Origin of the sequence: Kitasatospora sp. NPDC059827 (assembly GCF_042731675.1) — a bacterium.
Taxonomy (GTDB): domain Bacteria; phylum Actinomycetota; class Actinomycetes; order Streptomycetales; family Streptomycetaceae; genus Kitasatospora.
This window is the reverse complement of record NZ_JBHWIV010000030.1, coordinates 1-17,616: the sequence shown is the minus strand read 5'-3', so window position 1 is coordinate 17,616 and position 17,616 is coordinate 1. Positions and strand designations below refer to the sequence as shown.

Annotated in this window: 14 protein-coding genes and 3 tRNA genes; 11 read left to right on the top strand and 6 right to left on the bottom strand. The window is 74.2% G+C overall.

Annotated elements, in window-relative coordinates; all coding sequences use genetic code 11:
- The first annotated feature begins 574 nt into the window (after positions 1-574).
- The 5 genes from ACFV8H_RS20310 (at position 575) to ACFV8H_RS20290 (ending at position 7,744) form a co-directional block, all read left to right on the top strand.
- On the top strand, positions 575-1,519 hold the full coding sequence (locus ACFV8H_RS20310; RefSeq protein ID WP_360228636.1) for a PAC2 family protein: 945 nt from the start codon (positions 575-577) through the stop codon (positions 1,517-1,519).
- A 202-nt stretch (positions 1,520-1,721) separates the two neighbouring features.
- The gene (locus tag ACFV8H_RS20305; RefSeq protein ID WP_380401648.1) at positions 1,722-2,741 is read left to right on the top strand and encodes an SGNH/GDSL hydrolase family protein; all 1,020 of its coding nucleotides are present in this window, start codon (positions 1,722-1,724) and stop codon (positions 2,739-2,741) included.
- A 272-nt stretch (positions 2,742-3,013) separates the two neighbouring features.
- Complete coding sequence (locus ACFV8H_RS20300; RefSeq protein ID WP_380401646.1) at positions 3,014-4,324, top strand: deoxyguanosinetriphosphate triphosphohydrolase; 1,311 nt, start codon at positions 3,014-3,016, stop codon at positions 4,322-4,324.
- Between the two features lie 126 nt (positions 4,325-4,450).
- Complete coding sequence (gene dnaG, locus ACFV8H_RS20295) at positions 4,451-6,367, top strand: DNA primase (RefSeq protein WP_380401643.1); 1,917 nt, start codon at positions 4,451-4,453, stop codon at positions 6,365-6,367.
- Between the two features lie 147 nt (positions 6,368-6,514).
- Entirely contained in the window at positions 6,515-7,744 is a 1,230-nt protein-coding gene (locus ACFV8H_RS20290; RefSeq protein WP_380401641.1) for a sigma-70 family RNA polymerase sigma factor, read from the top strand.
- Here ACFV8H_RS20290 and ACFV8H_RS20285 read toward each other — a convergent pair.
- The 4 genes from ACFV8H_RS20285 to ACFV8H_RS20270 all read right to left on the bottom strand — a co-directional run bounded on the left by ACFV8H_RS20285 (position 7,732) and on the right by ACFV8H_RS20270 (position 12,776).
- Positions 7,732-8,964 (bottom strand): helix-turn-helix domain-containing protein, encoded by a 1,233-nt coding sequence (locus ACFV8H_RS20285; RefSeq protein ID WP_380401638.1) that lies wholly within the window; start codon positions 8,962-8,964, stop codon positions 7,732-7,734. The genes ACFV8H_RS20290 and ACFV8H_RS20285 overlap by 13 nt on opposite strands.
- Positions 8,965-9,382: 418 nt before the next feature.
- Entirely contained in the window at positions 9,383-10,786 is a 1,404-nt protein-coding gene (locus ACFV8H_RS20280) for a glutamate decarboxylase (RefSeq protein WP_380401635.1), read from the bottom strand.
- 119 nt (positions 10,787-10,905) lie between these two features.
- Entirely contained in the window at positions 10,906-12,351 is a 1,446-nt protein-coding gene (locus ACFV8H_RS20275) for an FGGY family carbohydrate kinase (RefSeq protein ID WP_380401632.1), read from the bottom strand.
- Positions 12,352-12,482: 131 nt separating this feature from the next.
- A complete protein-coding gene (locus tag ACFV8H_RS20270; RefSeq protein WP_380401630.1) occupies positions 12,483-12,776 on the bottom strand; it encodes a hypothetical protein in 294 nt (97 codons plus the stop codon).
- 241 nt (positions 12,777-13,017) lie between these two features.
- Here ACFV8H_RS20270 and ACFV8H_RS20265 point away from each other — a divergent pair.
- Together ACFV8H_RS20265 and ACFV8H_RS20260 are read left to right on the top strand one after the other, a co-directional pair.
- Positions 13,018-13,090: transfer RNA gene (locus ACFV8H_RS20265), tRNA-Asn, on the top strand.
- 62 nt (positions 13,091-13,152) lie between these two features.
- Positions 13,153-13,225, top strand: a tRNA-Asn gene (locus ACFV8H_RS20260).
- 147 nt (positions 13,226-13,372) lie between these two features.
- Here the strand turns inward: ACFV8H_RS20260 and ACFV8H_RS20255 are convergent.
- Entirely contained in the window at positions 13,373-14,122 is a 750-nt protein-coding gene (locus ACFV8H_RS20255) for a trypsin-like serine peptidase (protein ID WP_380401627.1), read from the bottom strand.
- A 128-nt stretch (positions 14,123-14,250) separates the two neighbouring features.
- The gene (locus tag ACFV8H_RS20250) at positions 14,251-15,096 is read right to left on the bottom strand and encodes a trypsin-like serine peptidase (protein ID WP_380401624.1); all 846 of its coding nucleotides are present in this window, start codon (positions 15,094-15,096) and stop codon (positions 14,251-14,253) included.
- A gap of 190 nt (positions 15,097-15,286) precedes the next feature.
- Here ACFV8H_RS20250 and ACFV8H_RS20245 point away from each other — a divergent pair.
- The 4 genes from ACFV8H_RS20245 (at position 15,287) to ACFV8H_RS20230 (ending at position 17,609) form a co-directional block, all read left to right on the top strand.
- Positions 15,287-15,360 (top strand) — tRNA-Ile (locus ACFV8H_RS20245).
- 382 nt (positions 15,361-15,742) lie between these two features.
- Complete coding sequence (locus tag ACFV8H_RS20240) at positions 15,743-16,690, top strand: SPFH domain-containing protein (protein ID WP_380401621.1); 948 nt, start codon at positions 15,743-15,745, stop codon at positions 16,688-16,690.
- A 10-nt stretch (positions 16,691-16,700) separates the two neighbouring features.
- Positions 16,701-16,928 carry a hypothetical protein gene (locus tag ACFV8H_RS20235; RefSeq protein ID WP_380401618.1) on the top strand — a complete coding sequence of 76 codons (228 nt, stop codon included), beginning with the start codon at positions 16,701-16,703 and terminating at the stop codon, positions 16,926-16,928.
- A gap of 51 nt (positions 16,929-16,979) precedes the next feature.
- Positions 16,980-17,609, top strand: a complete 630-nt coding sequence (locus ACFV8H_RS20230; RefSeq protein WP_380401615.1) for a GPP34 family phosphoprotein — start codon at positions 16,980-16,982, stop codon at positions 17,607-17,609.
- Positions 17,610-17,616: the final 7 nt, after the last annotated feature.

Genomic DNA, 17,616 nt, shown 5'->3' with positions numbered 1-17,616 from the left:
GCCGGAGGATTCCGGTCGGATGGGGCGGAGCGGCGGCCCGGAACGGGCGGCGAGGGTGCCGGAACGGACACGGATCCTCGGACCGGGCCGGCGGGAAGAGCGAGCGGGACAGTGTGCGTCCGCGAAATGGCCGAAGAGGTAACGAGTGCGCGAAGGGAAGCAGGCGGCCAGGTGAAGGCAAGATGCGTCGTGGGTGTCTGCCCGAGCAGCGATCCGGGTCGTGATCGACGGCGTTACGGACGACGTGACGACGACGCGACGATGCGAGGCAGCGAGAGGACGATACCCGCCAGAAGGCGGTGCGTCACTTCGCGGCACCCGAATGTCGGCGCGGGCCGCCACCGCGCGCCCCGGACGGGGCTGTTGAACGCCCGTGAACAGGGGTTTTACCCCCGGGTGCGATCATGGTCCGGAGCGGTCGGCGACGGCCCCCGAGCGTGTTGCCGGGCGGGTCGCGGGGCGGGCCGTCCGGGAGAGCGGTCGGCCGGAACGGGAATTCCCGCGCGTCCCGGCACGCTGGACAAGGCGAGAGCCGGTCGGAGCGGGACGAGCAGAGAACGGGGAAGGGTGCGCGGTGCGAGACTTCCAGGCGCTGTACGAGCTGGATGAGCGGGGCGTGGCCGCCGTGGCCGAGGCCAACGCGGAGCTGCGCGACACCGGCGCCGGCCTGGTGCTGCTCCAGCACTTCGAGGGCTTCATGGACGCCGGCGAGGCGGGCGCCCAGGTGGTGGCCCACCTGCTGGAGACGGGCTCCCCCCAGGTGGTGGCCCGCTTCGACCACGACCGCCTGGTCGACTACCGGGCCCGCCGCCCCGCGATGGTCTTCGACCACGACCACTGGTCCTCCTACGACCCGCCGGAGATCCTGCTCCAGCTGGTCCGCGACGCCGCCGGCGCCCCGTTCCTGCTGCTCACCGGCCCCGAGCCGGACGTCGAGTGGGAGCGCTTCGCGCGCGCCGTCCGGGAGCTGGTGGAGCGCTTCGAGGTCCGGCTCAGCCTGGACTTCCACGGCATCCCGATGGGCGTGCCGCACACCCGCCCGGTCGGCCTGACGCCGCACGGCAACCGGCTCGACCTCGCGCCGGGGTACCCGCAGTGGTTCGAGCAGGCGCAGGTCCCGGGCAGCGCCCAGGCCCTGCTGGAGTACCGCCTGGCCGAGGCCGGGCACGACGTGCTGGGCTTCGCCGTGCACGTCCCCCACTACGTGGCCCGTTCGGCCTACCCGGCGGCCGCCGTGCTGATCCTGGAGGCGGTGCAGTCCGCCACCGGCCTGGTGCTGCCCGGCACCCGGCTGCGCGAGCGGACGGGCGAGGTGTACGCCGACATCGAGGAGCAGCTGGCCCAGGGCGACGGCGAGTTGCGCTCCGCCATCCGTGGCATGGAGGGCCAGTACGACGCGGTCGCGGGCGCCGAGGGCCGGGAGAGCCTGCTGGCCGAGCCGGTCGACCTGCCGTCCGCGGACGAGCTGGGGCGGCGCTTCGAGCAGTTCCTCGCCGAGCACGAACGCGGCGCGGAGTAGCGGGAACGGGGCAACGGGAGCCGGGGCAACGGGAACGGAGTGACGGGCGCTGGGTGACGGGTGCGGAGTCGCCGGAACGGCGTAACGCCGACGCCGTGGCGGGAGTCATCGGCGCCGCCCGTACGTTGAGCCGTGCGGTGCCCGGGGGGACCGGCCGCCACGTACGGAGCTGCCCGTGACCCGCACCCCCAGGGGGGACGCCATGCCCAGGACCACCCGCCCGACGACCGTCGCGACGGCCCTCTCGGCCGCCCTGCTGCTGGCCGCCCTGGCCGGGTGCGGCGGCGGGTCGGACGGACCGGACGGCTCCGACCGGGGCTTCGCGGGCGCCCTGCCCGGTCGCGCCCCGGCCGGTGCGACCCCGACCCCCACCCCGACGCCGACCCCCACCCCGCCGCCCGCCGCCCCGTACGTGGCGCTCGGCGACTCGTACACCGCCGGGCCCCGGATCGCCCCGCAGGTCGGCGACCCGGCCGGCTGCGCCCGCTCCGGGGTCAACTACCCCTCCCTGCTGGCGAAGGCGCTCGGGGTGGCGCCCGGGCAGTTCCGGGACGTCAGCTGCAGCGGTGCCCGCACCGGGGACCTCAGGAGCCCGCAGAAGACCGCCGACGGCCCCAACCCGGCCCAGCTGGACGCGCTGACCCCGGACACCCGGCTGGTCACCGTGGGCATCGGCGGCAACGACGCCGGTTTCATGGAGGTCGTCACCGAGTGCGCCAAGGCCACCCTGGCGGACGCGGTGAAGGACCTGGTCGGCGAGGACCGCGCGGCCGCGCCCTGCCGGGAGCACTACGCCTCCGGCGGCACCGACGAGGTGCGGGCCCGGGTCGACGCGGCCGGCGAGAGGCTCGGCGAGGTCCTCCGGGAGATCGGGCGCCGCTCCCCGCGGGCCCGGGTGTACGTGGTCGGCTACCCGGCCCTGCTCCCGGCCGACCCGGCGGGCTGCCGGGCGACCCTGGGCACCACGGTCGCGGCGGCCGACCTCGGTTTCCTGACCGAGAAGGAGCAGCAGCTCAACGGCATGCTCAAGCAGCGCGCGGAGGCCGCCGGGGCGGTGTTCGTGGACACCGCCGGGCCCTCGGCCGGGCACGACATGTGTGCGGGGGAGGACGCCCGCTGGATCGAGCCGCCGTTCCCGGCCCACGGCCTCACCCCGGTCCACCCCAACGCCAAGGGGGAGGAGGGGGTGGCCGCCGCGCTGCTCAAGGCCGTCCGGGGCTGAGGCTGCCGCAGACCGTGCCGCCGACCGCGTTGGTCGGCGGCACGTGGTGATGGATCTACGGATCCGCACTCTGCGCCTCACGAGGGGCACGCCTCCCGCGTCAGTGGGACGGCGTACCGTGAGTGCCATGTGACTCCGCCTCTCCGCGATGACGGAGCGGCTTCTCACTCGGCTCTGGGAGCCTCATGACGGTCAAGCCCTGACCGCTGCCCGAGGACAGGTGGCCGAGTATATGTCACTCCGCGCGCCCGGACGACTACGCAAGGAAGTGGATGGACGACACCACGCACCGCCTCGCCGCCCCGCTCCCGTACGACCACGCCGCCGAGGCCCGCTGGGTCCCCGAACCGGACAAGCGTCCCGGCCGCACCGCCTTCCAGCGCGACCGCGCCCGGGTGCTGCACTCCGCCGCACTGCGCCGGCTGGCCGGCATCACCCAGGTGGTGGCCCCGATGCGCAGCGACTTCCCGCGCACCCGGCTCACCCACTCGCTCGAATGCGCCCAGGTCGGCCGGGAACTGGGCGCCGCCCTCGGCTGCGACCCGGACCTGGTGGAGACCGGCTGCCTGGCCCACGACATCGGCCACCCGCCCTTCGGCCACACCGGCGAGGAGGCCCTCGACCAGGCCGCCGAGGCCTGCGGCGGCTTCGAGGGCAACGCCCAGTCGCTGCGCATCCTGACCCGGCTCGAACCCAAGCGGTTCGCGCTGGCGGAGGAGCAGCCGGCCTCCCGGCTCGCCCCCTGGCCCGGGCGCAGCGTCGGCCTCAACCTGAGCCGGGCCGCCCTGGACGCGGCCACCAAGTACCCGTGGACCAAGGGCGCCCACCCGACCGACCCGGCCTCGCCCAAGTACGGCGTCTACGCCGACGACCTGCCGGTCTTCCGCTGGCTGCGGGCCGGCTCCCCGGCCGGGCGCAAGTGCTTCGAGGCCACCGTCATGGACTGGTCCGACGACGTCGCCTACTCCACCCACGACGTCGAGGACGGCCTCCAGGCCGGCCACATCGACCCGGCCGCGCTGCGCGCCCCCGGCGAGCGCGCCGACCTGTTCAAGGTCGCCGAGCGCTACGCCCCGGACGCCGAGCCGGAGGAGCTCTCCGCCGCCCTGGACCGGCTGCTGGCCCAGGACTTCTGGCCGCAGGGCTACGACGGCACCGCGCGTGCCCGGGCCGGGCTCAAGGACCTCACCAGCCAGCTGATCGGCCGCTTCTGCCTGGCCGCCGAGCAGGCCACCCGCGCCCGCTACGGCCCCGGCCGGCTGACCCGCTACACCGCCGAGCTGGTGGTGCCGCGGGAGGTCCGGCTGGAGGTCGCGGTGCTCAAGGCCGTCGCCGTCCTCTACGTGATGATGCGCGACGAGCAGGCCCAGCTGCGGGCCCGCCAGCGGATCGTGATCGCCGAGCTGGCGTACGTGCTGAACCAGCGCGCCCCCGAGGGGCTGGACCCGGTCTTCACCGCGATGTACCACGAGGCCGAGGACGACCGCGCCGCCCTGCGCACGGTGATCGACCAGATCGCCACCCTCACGGACGCCTCGGCGCTGGCCCTGCACGGCAGGCTGGTCGGGGCCTCCTGGACCTGACGCCCACGCCACGCCCACGTCCCGCCCACCCGGTGCGGCCCGGACCCGGACCCGGGCCGCGGCCCCGGCCGGAACCCGGGCCGTAGCCCCGGCTCGAAACCCCGGCCGCCCCAGTAGACTTCCGGGGTGGCCGGGCGGATCAGGGACGAAGACGTACAAGCGGTGCGCAGCGCACTGCCGATCGACGCCGTGGTCGGCGACTACGTACAGCTGACCAACGGTGGCGGTGGCGAGTACAAGGGCGTCTGCCCCTTCCACGACGAGAAGTCCGCCTCCTTCTACGTCAACCCCGCCAAGGGCGTCTTCCACTGCTTCGGCTGCCAGGAGAACGGCGACACCATCGCCTTCCTGATGAAGATCGAGCACTTCACCTTCGCCGAGGCCGTCGAGCGGATGGCCGCCCAGGCCGGCATCACGCTGCGCTACGAGGAGGGCGGCTACAGCCCCCGCCACCAGCAGGGCGAGCGGACCCGGCTGGTCGAGGCGCACAAGGTGGCCTCGGCCTGGTACCAGGAGCAGCTGGCCTCGGCGGAGGCGGAGATCGGCCGCCGCTTCCTGGCCGAGCGCGGCTTCGACGAGGAGGCCGCGAAGACCTTCGGGGTGGGCTACGCCCCGGCGGGGTGGGAGCACCTGGTCCGCTACCTGCGCGGTAAGGGGTTCAGCGACAAGGAGATCCTCCAGGGCGGCCTGGCCTCGCAGGGGCAGCGCGGCGGTCTGATCGACCGCTTCCGGGGCCGGCTGGTGTGGCCGATCCGGGACATCGCGGGCGAGGTGGTCGGGTTCGGCGCCCGCCGGCTGCGCGAGGACGACAACGGTCCGAAGTACCTGAACACCCCCGAGACGCCGATCTACAAGAAGTCCCACGTGCTGTACGGCATCGACCTGGCGAAGAAGGAGATCGCCAAGTCGGGCCGCGCGGTGGTGGTCGAGGGCTACACCGACGTGATGGCCTGCCACCTGGCCGGGGTCACCTCGGCGGTGGCGACCTGCGGCACGGCGTTCGCCGAGGACCACATCAAGATCATCCGCCGGCTGCTGATGGACACCTCCCAGTACCGCGGCGAGACGGTCTTCACCTTCGACGGCGACGCGGCCGGCCAGAAGGCCGCGCTGCGCGCCTTCGAGGACGACCAGAAGTTCGCCGCCAAGACCTCCATCGCGGTCAGCCCGGGCGGCATGGACCCCTGCGACCTGCGGCTGGCCCAGGGCGACGAGGCGGTCCGGCAGCTGATCGACCACCCCGTCCCGCTGTTCGAGTTCGCGCTGAACACGGCGGTCGCCAAGCACCGGGTCGAGACCCCCGAGGGGCAGGCCGCCGCGATGGAGGAGGCCGCCCTGATCGTCGCGAAGATCAAGGACCCGTCGATCCGGCACGGCTACGCGATCCGGCTGGCCGGCATGGTCGGGGTGAACCCGGGCGACGAGCAGTTCGTGGTCCGCCGGATCTCCCAGCTGGCCCGCTGGGAGCGGGAGAAGCAGCAGAACCCCCGCGCCAACGGCCAGCAGCGGCGCACCGAGCAGCCCGTCGCGGTGCCGGGCCCGGCCAGGCCCGCGTTCCGGCTCAACCCGCGGGACCCGGCCCAGTTCGTCGAGCGGGAGCTGCTCAAGCTGGCGCTCCAGCACCCGGAGCTGGTCTGCCCGGCCTTCGACCAGTACGGCGAGGACGAGTTCCCGACCCCGCCGTACACCGCCGTCCGGCAGGCCATCGCCAAGGCCGGCGGCACCGGGTACGGGGCGGCCGCGCCCGACTTCACCGGAGCGGTGCGCGAGGCCTCCCCGGACGACCAGGTGCGCTCGCTGGTGACCGAGCTGACCGTCGAACCGGTGCGCTCGCTGCGCAAGGCGGACGCGATCTACGCGGGGGAGTTCCTGGTCAAGCTGCGCCTGCTGGCCGTCGACCGGCGGATCGCCGAGGTCCGCGGCTACCTCCAGCGGCTGGGCCACCGGGCGGACGCCGAGCAGCTGCACGCGGTGCAGACCGAGCTGTGGCAGCTCCAGCAGTACGGCGACCAGCTCAAGAGCCGGGGCGCCGCGGCGTTGTAGCGGGTTCTCCGGCGCGAACGGGCCCGGGAAGTCCCGCCCAGAAAGTCGGCGCACGAGTCTCGGCCACGGAGCGTGGCGTACCCCACACTGGAGGGCGTCCCACCTCCGTACAGCGCGGGTCCGCCAGAGTCGCGCCCGCCCCGAGGGATGCCCGTGGACCAAGGCCTTGCCGCAGCGACCACCGCCACCAGACGAGCCGAGCCGACCGGACGGGCCGAGCCCACCGGACGAGCCGAACCCACCGGACGAGCCGAACCCACCGGACGAGCCGAACCGACCGGACGGGCCGAGCCCACCGGGCCGCCGACCGGGGAGCAGGAGACGGACCACGGCCGGGCCGGGGCCGCGCCCCCGGGCCCGCGGGTCCCCGCCCAGGAGCGCCCGGAGGGCCACCCCGACAGCCCGGAGGCGGAGGCCGAGCCGGACCTCGACGACGAGGGCCCCGCCGAGCGCTCCGAGGGCGGCGGTCCGGCCGCCGACCTGCTGCGCCAGTACCTGCGCGAGATCGGCCGGATCCGGCTCCTCACCGCCGCCGAGGAGGTCGAACTGGCCCGCCGGATCGAGGCCGGACTGTTCGCCGAGGAGCAGCTGAACGGGGACCCGCCGCCGCCCGACCCGCTGGCCGGCGAACTGGACTCCCTGGTGGTCCTCGGCCGGATCGCCAAGCGCCGCCTGATCGAGGCGAACCTGCGCCTGGTGGTGTCCGTCGCCAAGCGCTACGTCGGCCGCGGACTGACCCTGCTGGACCTGGTCCAGGAGGGCAACCTGGGCCTGATCCGGGCGGTGGAGAAGTTCGACTACGCCCGCGGCTACAAGTTCTCGACGTACGCGACCTGGTGGATCCGGCAGGCGATGAGCCGGGCGCTGGCGGACCAGGCCCGGACGATCCGGGTGCCGGTGCACGTGGTGGAGCTGATCAACCGGGTGGTCCGGGTGCAGCGCGCGCTGCTGCAGGAGCGCGGTCTGGAGCCGAGCCCGGCCGACATCGGCACCGCCCTGGAGCTCACCGAGGTGCGGGTCCGCGAGCTGCTCCGGCTGGCCCAGGAGCCGATCTCGCTGCACACCCCGGTCGGGGAGGAGGACGACGTCGCGCTCGGTGACCTGATCGAGGACGCCGACGCCGCCTCACCCGCCGAGTCGGCGACCTTCCTGCTGCTGCGCCAGCACCTGGACGCCGTGCTGGCGACCCTGGGCGAACGGGAACGCCAGGTCGTCCAGCTCCGCTACGGCCTGGATGACGGCCGCCCGCGCACGCTGGAGGAGATCGGCTCGGTGTTCGGCGTGACGCGGGAGCGGATCCGGCAGATCGAGTCCAAGACGCTGGTCAAGCTCCGCGACCACGCCTTCGCCGAGCAGCTGCGCGGCTACCTCGACTGACCGGGCGGGGACGCGGCCGGGCTCGGCGAGACCTGCGCGGTCGGCGGTGCCTGGGTCGCGCCCTGCGCCGGGTCGGCCGAGGCCGAAGCAGGTGTCGAGGCCGGTGCCGAGGCCGAAGCCGAGTCGCTCGGCGTGGCCCCGGCGCCCGGAGGCGGTGAGGCGGGGCCGATCGGGATCGGGGTGGAGGCCACCACCTTGGCCAGGTCGGTGACGGTCCCGGTGCAGTCGTGCCCGGCCGGCTGGGTGCCGCAGACCTGGAAGCCGATCGAGGGGTCGGCCGCGTTCAGCATCGGCGAGTAGTTGTCGTAGCCCCAGTGGATCATCGCGGTCTCGCTGTCACCGGTGCTGTCGGTGATCACCGCGAAGTCCTTGGGCTCGCCCTCGGAGATCGCCGCCCAGGCGGCCTGGCAGGTCTGGCTGTAGCGGAGGTAGACGACGACCTTGCCGACGACCTGGGTCTGCAGCGTGCGCGCGTCCCTGCCGCAGCCGGTGGTCTTGGGGTCCTTGTGGGCGCAGCCGAGGGCCCGGCAGTCGGGGGCGCCCGCCACGGCCGCCGTGGTCGGGGCGGTCCTGCCGGTGGCCGAGGCGCTCGGGGCCGGCCCGTCGGCGGCCGAGGCCTGGTCGTCGTGCCGACTGAGGTGCAGCCCGGCCAGCACCAGCAGCAGTGCCAGCACGGCCGCACCGGCGACCAGGGCCGCCGGACGGCGCCACCAGGCGACGGCGGGTTCGTCGGTGGTCTCGTCGGTGGGCCCGTCGGCGGCTTCGGCGGCCGGTCCGGCGGTCGGGTCGTCGCTGGGCTCGGCGGGTTCGGTGGCCGGTTCGGCCGGTCCGGACGGGTCGCTCCCGGGGGTCGACCCGGCGTCGGTCGGTGCCGGGTCCGCGCTCCGGTCCCCGGGCTCCCCGCCACGGTCCTCGGTCTTCGGGGCCACGGTCTCCTGGGTCACGGTCCCCGGGGCCACGGGGTCGGCCGCCCGCTGTCGGAGCCGGCGCAGCACCACCGGGTCGCAGTCGACCGCCCTGATCAGCGCCTCCAGCGCCTGCTCGGTGACCACCCGCTTGCCGTTCAGCCAGCGCTCCCAGGAGGCCCGGCTGTAGTGGGTCCGGGTGGCGAGGTCGGACAGTGACAGTCCGGCGTCGTCCTTGAGCTTGCGGAGCTCCTCGGCCAGCAGGCGGGCGGGCTCGGAAAGCTCCTCGGGCAGGTCCTTCCAGACGGAAGCCAACGCGGTCCTCCATGAGTCGCGGGACGGGACGACGGTGGGACGGGGTGGGAGGTGCGCGCCCGGTCCGGCCGTTCGGCGTCTCCTCGTTCTCCAACCTCAGCGGCCCGGTGTCCCAAACTCCAGGTCATGGCGTTGAGACGGACGGAAGTGTCTCACAACCCCCCGGAACCATCGAACAGTCATGTGTTCGTCGTGCAGAGTTCTCCCTGCCGGTGCGTTCCACCGCCCGGCCGTTTCGTTCGGGCCCCGGCCGGTCGGCCGTGGTCGGCCCGATACGGAGTCCCGGATCCCCCACCGGTCGTGGCAGCCTCACGGGGGGAGGCTGCCCCGACCGACCGGGACCACCCGGTGGGAGGGCGCTTCCCCTGCGCCCTCCCACCGCGGCGTTTCCGGGGCGCCGAGCCGCCCCGCGCACGCGTCAGTGGTGGAAGCCCTCGCGGACCGGCACGCCCAGGTCCTGCAGCGGGACGGGCTGGCGGCGCAGCTCCGGCAGCAGCCGGTTGAGGTCGGCCAGCAGCAGGTCGGCGAGGTCCCGGGAGAAGCCGTTGCGACAGACCACCCGGAGCACCGACAGGTCCTGCCGGTTCGCCGGGAAGGTGTACGCGGGGACCTGCCAGCCGCGCTCGCGCAGCCGCCGTGAGACGTCGAAGACGTCGAAGGTGACGTCCTCGGTGGTGGTGAAGGCGAACACCGGGACCTGGTCGCCGCGGGTCAGCAGCCGGAAGCAGTCGAGCTTCCCGATCTCCCCGGCCAGGTAGCCGGCGACCTCCCGGCAGGCGCCCTGGACCGCCCGGAAACCGGCCTGGCCGAGCCGCAGGAAGACGTAGTACTGCGCCGCGACCTGCGCGCCGGGCCGGGAGAAGTTGAGCGCGAAGGTCGGCATCTCGCCGCCCAGGTAGTTGACCCGGAAGACCAGTTCCTCGGGCAGGGCCTCCTTGTCCCGCCACAGGGCCCAGCCGACGCCGGGGTAGACCAGGCCGTACTTGTGGCCGGAGGTGTTGATCGACTGCACCCGGGGGAGCCGGAAGTCCCAGACCAGCTCCGGGTCGAGGAAGGGCGCCACCATGCCGCCGGAGGCGCCGTCCACGTGCACCGGGACGTCCAGGCCGGTGCGCGCCTGGAGCTCGTCCAGGGCCGCGCAGATCTCCGCGACCGGCTCGTACGAGCCGTCGAAGGTCGAGCCGAGGACGCCGACCACGCCGATGGTGTTCTCGTCGCACAGCGCGACGGCCTGCTCGGGGCCGAGGTGGAAGCGCTCGCCCTCCATCGGCGCGGTGCGGGCCTCGATCTCCCAGAAGGTGCAGAACTTCTCCCAGCACACCTGGACGTTGACGCCCATCACGAGGTTGGGCCGGGCCCCGGCCGCGTAGCGCTCGGGGTTGCGGCGCATCCAGCGGCGCTTGAGCGCCATGCCGGCCAGCATGCAGGCCTCGCTGGAGCCGGTGGTGGAGCAGCCGACCGCGGCGTCCGGGTCGGGGGCGTGCCAGAGGTCGGCGAGGATGGCCACGCAGCGCCGCTCCAGTTCGGCGGTCTGCGGGTACTCGTCCTTGTCGATCATGTTCTTGTCCAGGCACTCGGTCATCAGCCGGGTCGCCTGCACCTCCATCGAGGTGGTGACGAAGGTCGCCAGGTTGAGCTTGGCGCTGCCGTCCAGCATCAGCTCGTCGTGGATCAGCTGGTACGCGGTGTCGGCCGCGACCGGGCCCTCGCCGAGCCGGTGCACCGGCGGGGCGAGTTCCATCGCGCCCAGCGGGTCGGTGATGCCGAGGAACGGACTGACGCTCAGCCGGCGGTCGTCGCCGGTCCCCTTGTGCAGGGCCATGGGTGGCTGTCGCCCTTCGCCTCGGTTGCCGTGTCCCGACCCACGCTGCCACCGGGCGCCGGGTGACGCATCCTCACCGGCGGACTCCGGCCGGTCGGGATCGACCCGGACGGCAGGGGTCAGGCCGAGGGGCCGGCGGCGGCCTCCGGGTGGATCTGGTCCCGGGCGGCCCGGTACTGCTGGCGCACCGCCGACCCGATCGCCAGGTCCTGTTCGCCCTCGGGCTCGACCGTCTCGGCGTCCGGCAGCGCCCACTCCGGCGGCTCGGAGGTGCCGGCCAGTGCCCAGGCGGCCTGCCGGGCGGCGCCGCGGGCGGCGTGCGCGCCCGGCGGGGGCACCACGACCGGGACGCCGAACAGCATCGGGGCGATGTGCCGGACGGCGGGCAGCCGGCCGGCCGCGCCGAGCAGGAACACCCGCTTGATGCCGACGCCCTGGGCGCGCAGCACGTCCAGGGCGTCGGCGGTGTTGCACAGCATGCCCTCGACGGCGGCCCGGGCCAGGTGCTGAGGGGTCATCGCCTCGGCCCGCAGGCCGGTCAGGGTGCCGGCGGCGTGCGGCAGCGCGGGGGTGCGCTCGCCGTCCAGGTAGGGCAGCAGCACCAGGCCGTAGGCGCCGGGGGAGGAGTGCAGGGCGAGGTCGCTCAGCCCCTCCAGGTCCCGGCCGAGTACGGCGGCGGTCGAGCGCAGCACCTGGGCGGCGTTGAGGGTGGCGACCATCGGCAGGTGGCGGCCGCTGGCGTCGGCGAAGGAGGAGACCAGGCCGGTGGCGTCCACCACGGCCTCCTCGTGCACCGCGAAGATCGTCCCGGCGCTGCCGAGCGAGACCACCGCGTCGCCCGGGCCGAGGCCGAGGCCCAGGGCGGCGGCCATGTTGTCGCCGGTGCCGGCCGAGATCAGCAGGCCCTCGGGGGTGTGCCCGGCGGGTTCGGCGGGGCCGAGCACGTCGGGCAGCCGGAGTTCGTGGCCGAGCGCCAGCTCGACCAGGTCCTGCCGGTACTCGCCGGTGATCGGGGACCAGTAGCCGGTGCCGGAGGCGTCGCCGCGGTCGGTGGTGCGGCGCTTGGGGTGGCCGAGCAGCTGCCAGACCAGCCAGTCGTGCGGCAGCAGCACCTCGGCGACCCGGCGGGCGTTGGCCGGCTCGAACTCGGCCAGCCAGCGCAGCTTGGCGATGGTGTACGTGGGGCCGGGGACGGCGCCGATCGCGGCGGTCCAGGCGGCCGGGCCGCCGAGGGCGTCCAGCAGCTTGGCGGCGGCGCCGCTGGAGCGCGGGTCGTTCCACAGGATCGCGGGCCGCACCTGCACCCCGCCCGCGTCCAGGCCGATCATGCCGTGCTGCTGGGCGCTGACGCCGATCGCCCGGACGCCCTCCAGCAGGCCGCCGGCCGCGGCGTCGCCGAGGGAGTGCAGCCAGACCTGCGGGTCGGCCTCGCCGGGGCGCAGGTCCTGGTCCTCGGGGACGGGGTGGGGCGCCTTGCCGGAGCGCAGGACGGTGCCGGTGTCGGCGTCGCACGCGACGATCCTGGTGCGGCTGGTCGAGCTGTCTATCCCCGCGACGATGGCCATGTCGAGATCATGCCTCAGCCCGGCCCGGGACGCGTCCGGGCCGGGTGAGCCGTTGCCGGTTCGGGACCGGGCGTTGGGATCTCCTTTGCCGGGGGATCACCGCCCCGTCACGGACGGTGGCTACCGCCCGGTCACGGGCGGACGGTGCCCCAGCCGTCGTCCTCCGCCCGGGAGCGGGTGAAGTACGGCACGCGGTCGGTGACGGCGTTCGGCAGCTTGTCCCCGACCCGGTCCGCGACGGCACCGGCCGCCTTCCCGGCCACCGCCCCGGCCTGCTGCCGCGCCCGGTCGGTGGCCCCCTGCACGGTCGGGTTCCGGGCGATCCGCCGGGTGACCTCGGTGATCTGTTCGTAGCGCCGGCGCCCGGCCCGCGAGCCGAGGACGTAGCCGGCCGCGAAACCCGCGGCCAACGACAGCTTCCACATGATCGGACCCACCCTCTCCTGGCGGCCTTCTGCCGCATTGCCCTACCCGTTGCCCGGGACGGCGAACCGTCCGCGCCCCCAGCATCCCCGGGTGCCGTCGGGGGCGCGCGCGGGGCACGCCGGACCGGCGGTTCGGGGCGGCCGGGGAAACGATTGGCGGACCACCCCCCCGAGTGCGCTAATGTATGTCCCGCAGCGAGCGCCGAGGAGCCCGGGTCACGGGAGCCGAAGCGGAAGCCGATCCCCCATAGCTCAATTGGCAGAGCAGCCGACTGTTAATCGGCAGGTTATTGGTTCGAGTCCAATTGGGGGAGCTCGGGAGTAGTGCTCCTCGGAGTCCGATTCCCGCCCGTGGTACAGAAGTTGAGTACCGCGATCCCGCATAGCTCAATTGGCAGAGCAGCCGACTGTTAATCGGCAGGTTATTGGTTCGAGTCCAATTGCGGGAGCTGCACCGGGTCCGCCCGGTGACTGCTCAGAGCGAAGGCCCCTCGGACGACCGGGGGGCCTTCGTGTTGTCCGCCCCGGTGTCGTGTGCGTCACCCCGCCGTGCCCGCCCCGGCGCCGAGGACGGGCCGGGGTGAGGGCGGCGGGGATCAGGTGGTCGCCCGCCGGTACAGGTCGGCGATCCGCTGGTCGAAGGCCACGCTGTACGAGGTGCCCGGGGTGTCCCCGCCCTCCTGGTAGCCGCCGATCACGCCGACCACCGTGCCGTCGCCGGTCACCCACGGGCTGCCGCTGGTGCCGTCGGTGTAGCCGCCGCAGTCGAAGCGCTCCTGGGTGGCGCTCTGCGAGCTGGTCCGGACCGCGCAGGTGATCGGTTCGTCGCTCTCGTTCGGGTAGCCGGTCACCGAGACCGCCAGTCCGACGCCCCGGCCGGTGCCGAGCGGGTTGCCGCCGACCGCCTCCTCGACCTGCCGGCCGTCGGCCGGGCGGACGGTGACGAAGGCCACGTCGTAGTCCGGGTCGTCGTCGGAGGCCCAGCGGGGATCGACGGTGATCGACTGCACCTGCCAACTCCCGTACGGGGAGTACCCGTTGCGGTAGCCGGGGGTGAACACCAGGCCGTCCAGCAGGCCGACCCGCTGGTTCTGCACGCAGTGCGCGGCGGTGACCAGCAGGTTGCGCGCGGGGCTGCGCACCACGCTCGCCGTGCAGGACCGGGGGCCCTGGGCGCTGTGGACGGACAGCGTGCCGATCCGGTCGCGGGCCGCGCTCTGCTGGGCGACCTCGGCGTTCGGCGCCGCGTCCGGCCCGCTGCCGCACGCGGTGCCGGCGGTCAGCAGCAGGGCGGCCAGCGCGGTCGCTCCGGCCGCGCGCGCGGGCGGCACCGGGCGGGGGGCCATCGGGGCTCCGTCTCGTTCTTCGGGGCGGGCATCCGGGCCGTGCGTTCCGCCGTTCGAGAGGAAGATCTACCAGGCCGTGCCCGGCGGCGCCACTGCCGGGTGTTCGAATCGGCCCGGGGCCGGCCCGGTCAGCCGGTGGCCCGGTCGTAGAGCGCCTGGACCCGGTCGCCGAAGTAGCTGCTGTACGAGGTGTCCGGGCTGTTCCCGCCCTCCTGGTAGCCGCCGATCACGCCGACCACGGTGCCGGTCCTGGTGGACGGGTCGAAGTCGGTGACCCAGGGACTGCCGCTGGTGCCGCCGGTGTAGTCCGGGCAGTCGATCCGCAGCTGGGTGGCGCTCTGTTCGGTGGTGGTGTTGGAGCAGGTGATCGGGACGTCGCTGCTGCCCGGGTAGCCGGTCACCCGCACCGGGACCTGGTAGCCGCGGTTGACGCCCAGTTTGTTGGCGCCGAGCACCTGTTGCACCTGCTGCCCGTTCTGCGCCTGGACGACGGCGAAGGCGACGTCCATGTCCGGGTCGGCGTGGTCCTTCCAGCCGTCGTCCACGCTGACCGCCAGCAGCGGCCAGACCCCGCTCGGGGTGTCGCCGTTGCGGTAGCCGGGGACGAAGACCAGGTCGCTGCGCTGGCCGATCCTCGGGTCCCAGACGCAGTGGGCGGCGGTGACGATCAGGTTGAGCCCGGCGCTGTCGACCACGCTGGCGGTGCAGAAGTGGTCGCCGTCCGCGTTGCGCGTGAACACCGCGCCGACCAGGCCGTTGAGCACGGTGGGCTTGGCGGTGCGGGTGACCCCGGTGTGCTTGCCGATCGCCCCCTTGAAGCGCTGCTTGCTCCAGCCGTGGGCGTCGGCGGCACCGGGCGGGGCCGAGGTGACCGTCGGGGCGACGGTGCCGGGCCGCGCCGCGGTGGTGCACCCCGCCAGCGCGAAGGCCAGCACCAGTCCTCCGGCCGCCGCTCCCGCCCCACGCATCGTCATCAGCCCAGGCTGCCCTGTCCGGACCCTCCACCGCCACCCGGAGCCCGCCACCGGGGAGGGCGCGCGCCCTCCCGCACCCAGCTGCGCCCCCGGCGCGCACCACGGGTGATCGACCGGCTATGCTGCCCGGGACGGCCTCGCGGGGCCGTCTGCTGCTGCCGTGGCCGACGACCGGCACGCGCGGCGAACCGGGGCGGTAGCTCAGCCGGTTAGAGCAGGGGACTCATAATCCCTTGGTCGTGGGTTCGAGTCCCACCCGCCCCACTTCTCCCACCCCCGTGCGGCCCGTCGGCCGACGGGGCTCCAGGCGCAGCGAGAACAGACTGTACGCGCGCAAACATCCTCCGTGGCGATTACACGCCGAGGTTCACCCTCCCTGGGGACCCGGGGACCGGTCCGGCCCGTGGCCTTCCGGGGTCGCGTGGGACCCGTACATCCCGCCTGCCGCGCAGCCGTGCACGCGGTGGCCGATTCCTACGGGCGCCGGGTTCTTTCCCGGGACCATCGACGACAACGGGACCGCGGAGCGCCTGGCCGCGTCGGCCCGCGTCCACCCCTGGTGCGGTGCCGCCAAAAAGTGATATCACTTTGACAGCTGCAGCGGACGTCCGCGCGGCGCACATCGCACAAGGGGGGAGTCGGTCCCATGACCGCACCGCACGTCTCCGTCGAGGACGGCCCCGTCCTCGACCTCCCGGCCCCGAGGGTCACCGAGCGGGTCATCACCGGAGCTCCGGGGCTGCCGGTGCTCGGCGGCGCCCTGCTGGGCGTGCTCGCCGGGCTCGCCGGACTGATCACCGGCGGGGTCCAACTCGCCGGTGGCGACAAGGGCCTGGGCGTTCCGCTGGTGGTCCTCGGACCGCTGCTGCTGCTCGGCTCGCTGGTCCTGCTCTGCGGGCTGACGGTCGTCTCGCCCGGCTCGGCCCGGGTGGTCCAGCTGCTCGGCACCTACCGGGGGACGATCCGCGCCGAGGGGATCAGCTGGCTGAACCCCTTCACCAGCCGCCGGCACATCTCGCTGCGGATCCGCAACCACGAGACCGAGACCGCCAAGGTCAACGACGCGGACGGCAACCCGATCGAGATCGCCGCCGTGGTGGTCTGGCAGGTCGAGGACTCCGCGATGGCGGTGTTCGAGGTGGACGACTACGTCGACTTCGTCGCCATCCAGACCGAGACGGCCGTCCGGCACATCGCCACCAGCTACCCGTACGACGCCCACCACGAGGGGCAGTTGTCCCTGCGCGACGGCGCGGACGAGATCGCCCGCAAGCTGTCCGCCGAGATCGCCGCCCGGGTCGCCTCGGCCGGTGTGCGGGTCGTCGAGTCCCGGATCACCCGGCTCGCCTACGCGCCCGAGGTCGCCCAGGTCATGCTCCAGCGGCAGCAGGCCGGGGCCGTGGTGGCCGCCCGGCGGCTGATCGTCGAGGGCGCCGTCGGTATGGTCGAGGAGGCCTTGGACCGGCTCGCCGAGCGGGACGTGGTGGAGTTGGACGAGGAGCGCAAGGCCGCCATGGTGAGCAACCTCCTGGTGGTGCTCTGCGGCGACCGGGGCACCCAGCCCGTCGTGAACACGGGCTCCCTCTACCAGTAAGGGCGCGGCGTTGGCGACGGAACGGAAGAAGCTCCTGTTGCGACTGGATCCTTCGGTTCACGACGCACTGGCGAGGTGGGCCGCGGACGAACTGCGCAGCACCAACGCCCAGATCGAGTTCGTGCTCCGCCGCGCCCTCGGCGAGGCCGGCCGGATGCCCAGCGGCGCGGCCCGGCTTCCCCGGCGCGGCCGACCGCCCAAGGAGAGCCCGGAGGACGGCGGTCCCGCCGAGGACTGACCGCAGCGGCCGGGCGCTCCGCAGATCGTCCCTGATCCTTCGGAGACCGAGATGGACCTTCCCGTCAATCTGCCCGAGAAGCTCTACCTGCTCGCCTACGACCCCGAGCGCGGGCGGCTCACCCGCACGACCGACCTGGACCTGGCCCTGCGGGCGGCGGCGCTCACCGAGCTCCTCCGCCGCGGGCTGATCCGTGACGACGGCCGCCACCCGGCCGCCGTCGACGGCCCGACCGGCGGGCTCGACCCGCTCTCCGCCGCGCTGCTGGAGCAGATCCGCCAGGGGCGGCGGCGCACCTGGTGGAGCTGGATCGGGCGCCGGGGGAGGTCGGCGCGGGTGGTCCGCGACGGGCTCGCGGCCGCCGGGCGGATCCGGGTCGAGGAGCACCGGGTGCTCGGGATCTTCCCGGTCGCCCGGGTCACCCTGACGGAGCCCCGGGTGCGCAAGGCGCTGGCGGCGAGCGTCACCTCGGCGCTGAGCGGCCCGTTCAGCCGGGTCGACCCGGCGGACGCGGCGCTGGTCGCCCTGGTCGACGCGGCCCGGCTGAGTACGGCCCTGACCTGGCGCCACCGGCGCGAGTTCCGGGCCCGGATCGACAAGCTGGCCCCGGCGGCCGGCCCGGTCCCGCGCGCCCTGCGCCGGGCCGTCAACGCGAAGCACGCGGACGCCGGGACGGGCTGACCCGCCC

Bases quoted from the DNA above. Each gene is read 5' to 3' on its own strand.
- ACFV8H_RS20300 (WP_380401646.1), top strand. From the start codon at position 3,014: ATGGACGACACCACGCACCGCCTCGCCGCCCCGCTCCCGTACGACCAC.
- ACFV8H_RS20290 (WP_380401641.1), top strand. From the start codon at position 6,515: ATGCCCGTGGACCAAGGCCTTGCCGCAGCGACCACCGCCACCAGACGA.
- ACFV8H_RS20280 (WP_380401635.1), bottom strand. From the start codon at position 10,786: ATGGCCCTGCACAAGGGGACCGGCGACGACCGCCGGCTGAGCGTCAGT.
- ACFV8H_RS20240 (WP_380401621.1), top strand. From the start codon at position 15,743: ATGACCGCACCGCACGTCTCCGTCGAGGACGGCCCCGTCCTCGACCTC.
- ACFV8H_RS20305 (WP_380401648.1), top strand. From the start codon at position 1,722: ATGCCCAGGACCACCCGCCCGACGACCGTCGCGACGGCCCTCTCGGCC.
- ACFV8H_RS20270 (WP_380401630.1), bottom strand. From the start codon at position 12,776: ATGTGGAAGCTGTCGTTGGCCGCGGGTTTCGCGGCCGGCTACGTCCTC.
- ACFV8H_RS20255 (WP_380401627.1), bottom strand. From the start codon at position 14,122: ATGGCCCCCCGCCCGGTGCCGCCCGCGCGCGCGGCCGGAGCGACCGCG.
- ACFV8H_RS20230 (WP_380401615.1), top strand. From the start codon at position 16,980: ATGGACCTTCCCGTCAATCTGCCCGAGAAGCTCTACCTGCTCGCCTAC.
- ACFV8H_RS20275 (WP_380401632.1), bottom strand. From the start codon at position 12,351: ATGGCCATCGTCGCGGGGATAGACAGCTCGACCAGCCGCACCAGGATC.
- ACFV8H_RS20250 (WP_380401624.1), bottom strand. From the start codon at position 15,096: ATGACGATGCGTGGGGCGGGAGCGGCGGCCGGAGGACTGGTGCTGGCC.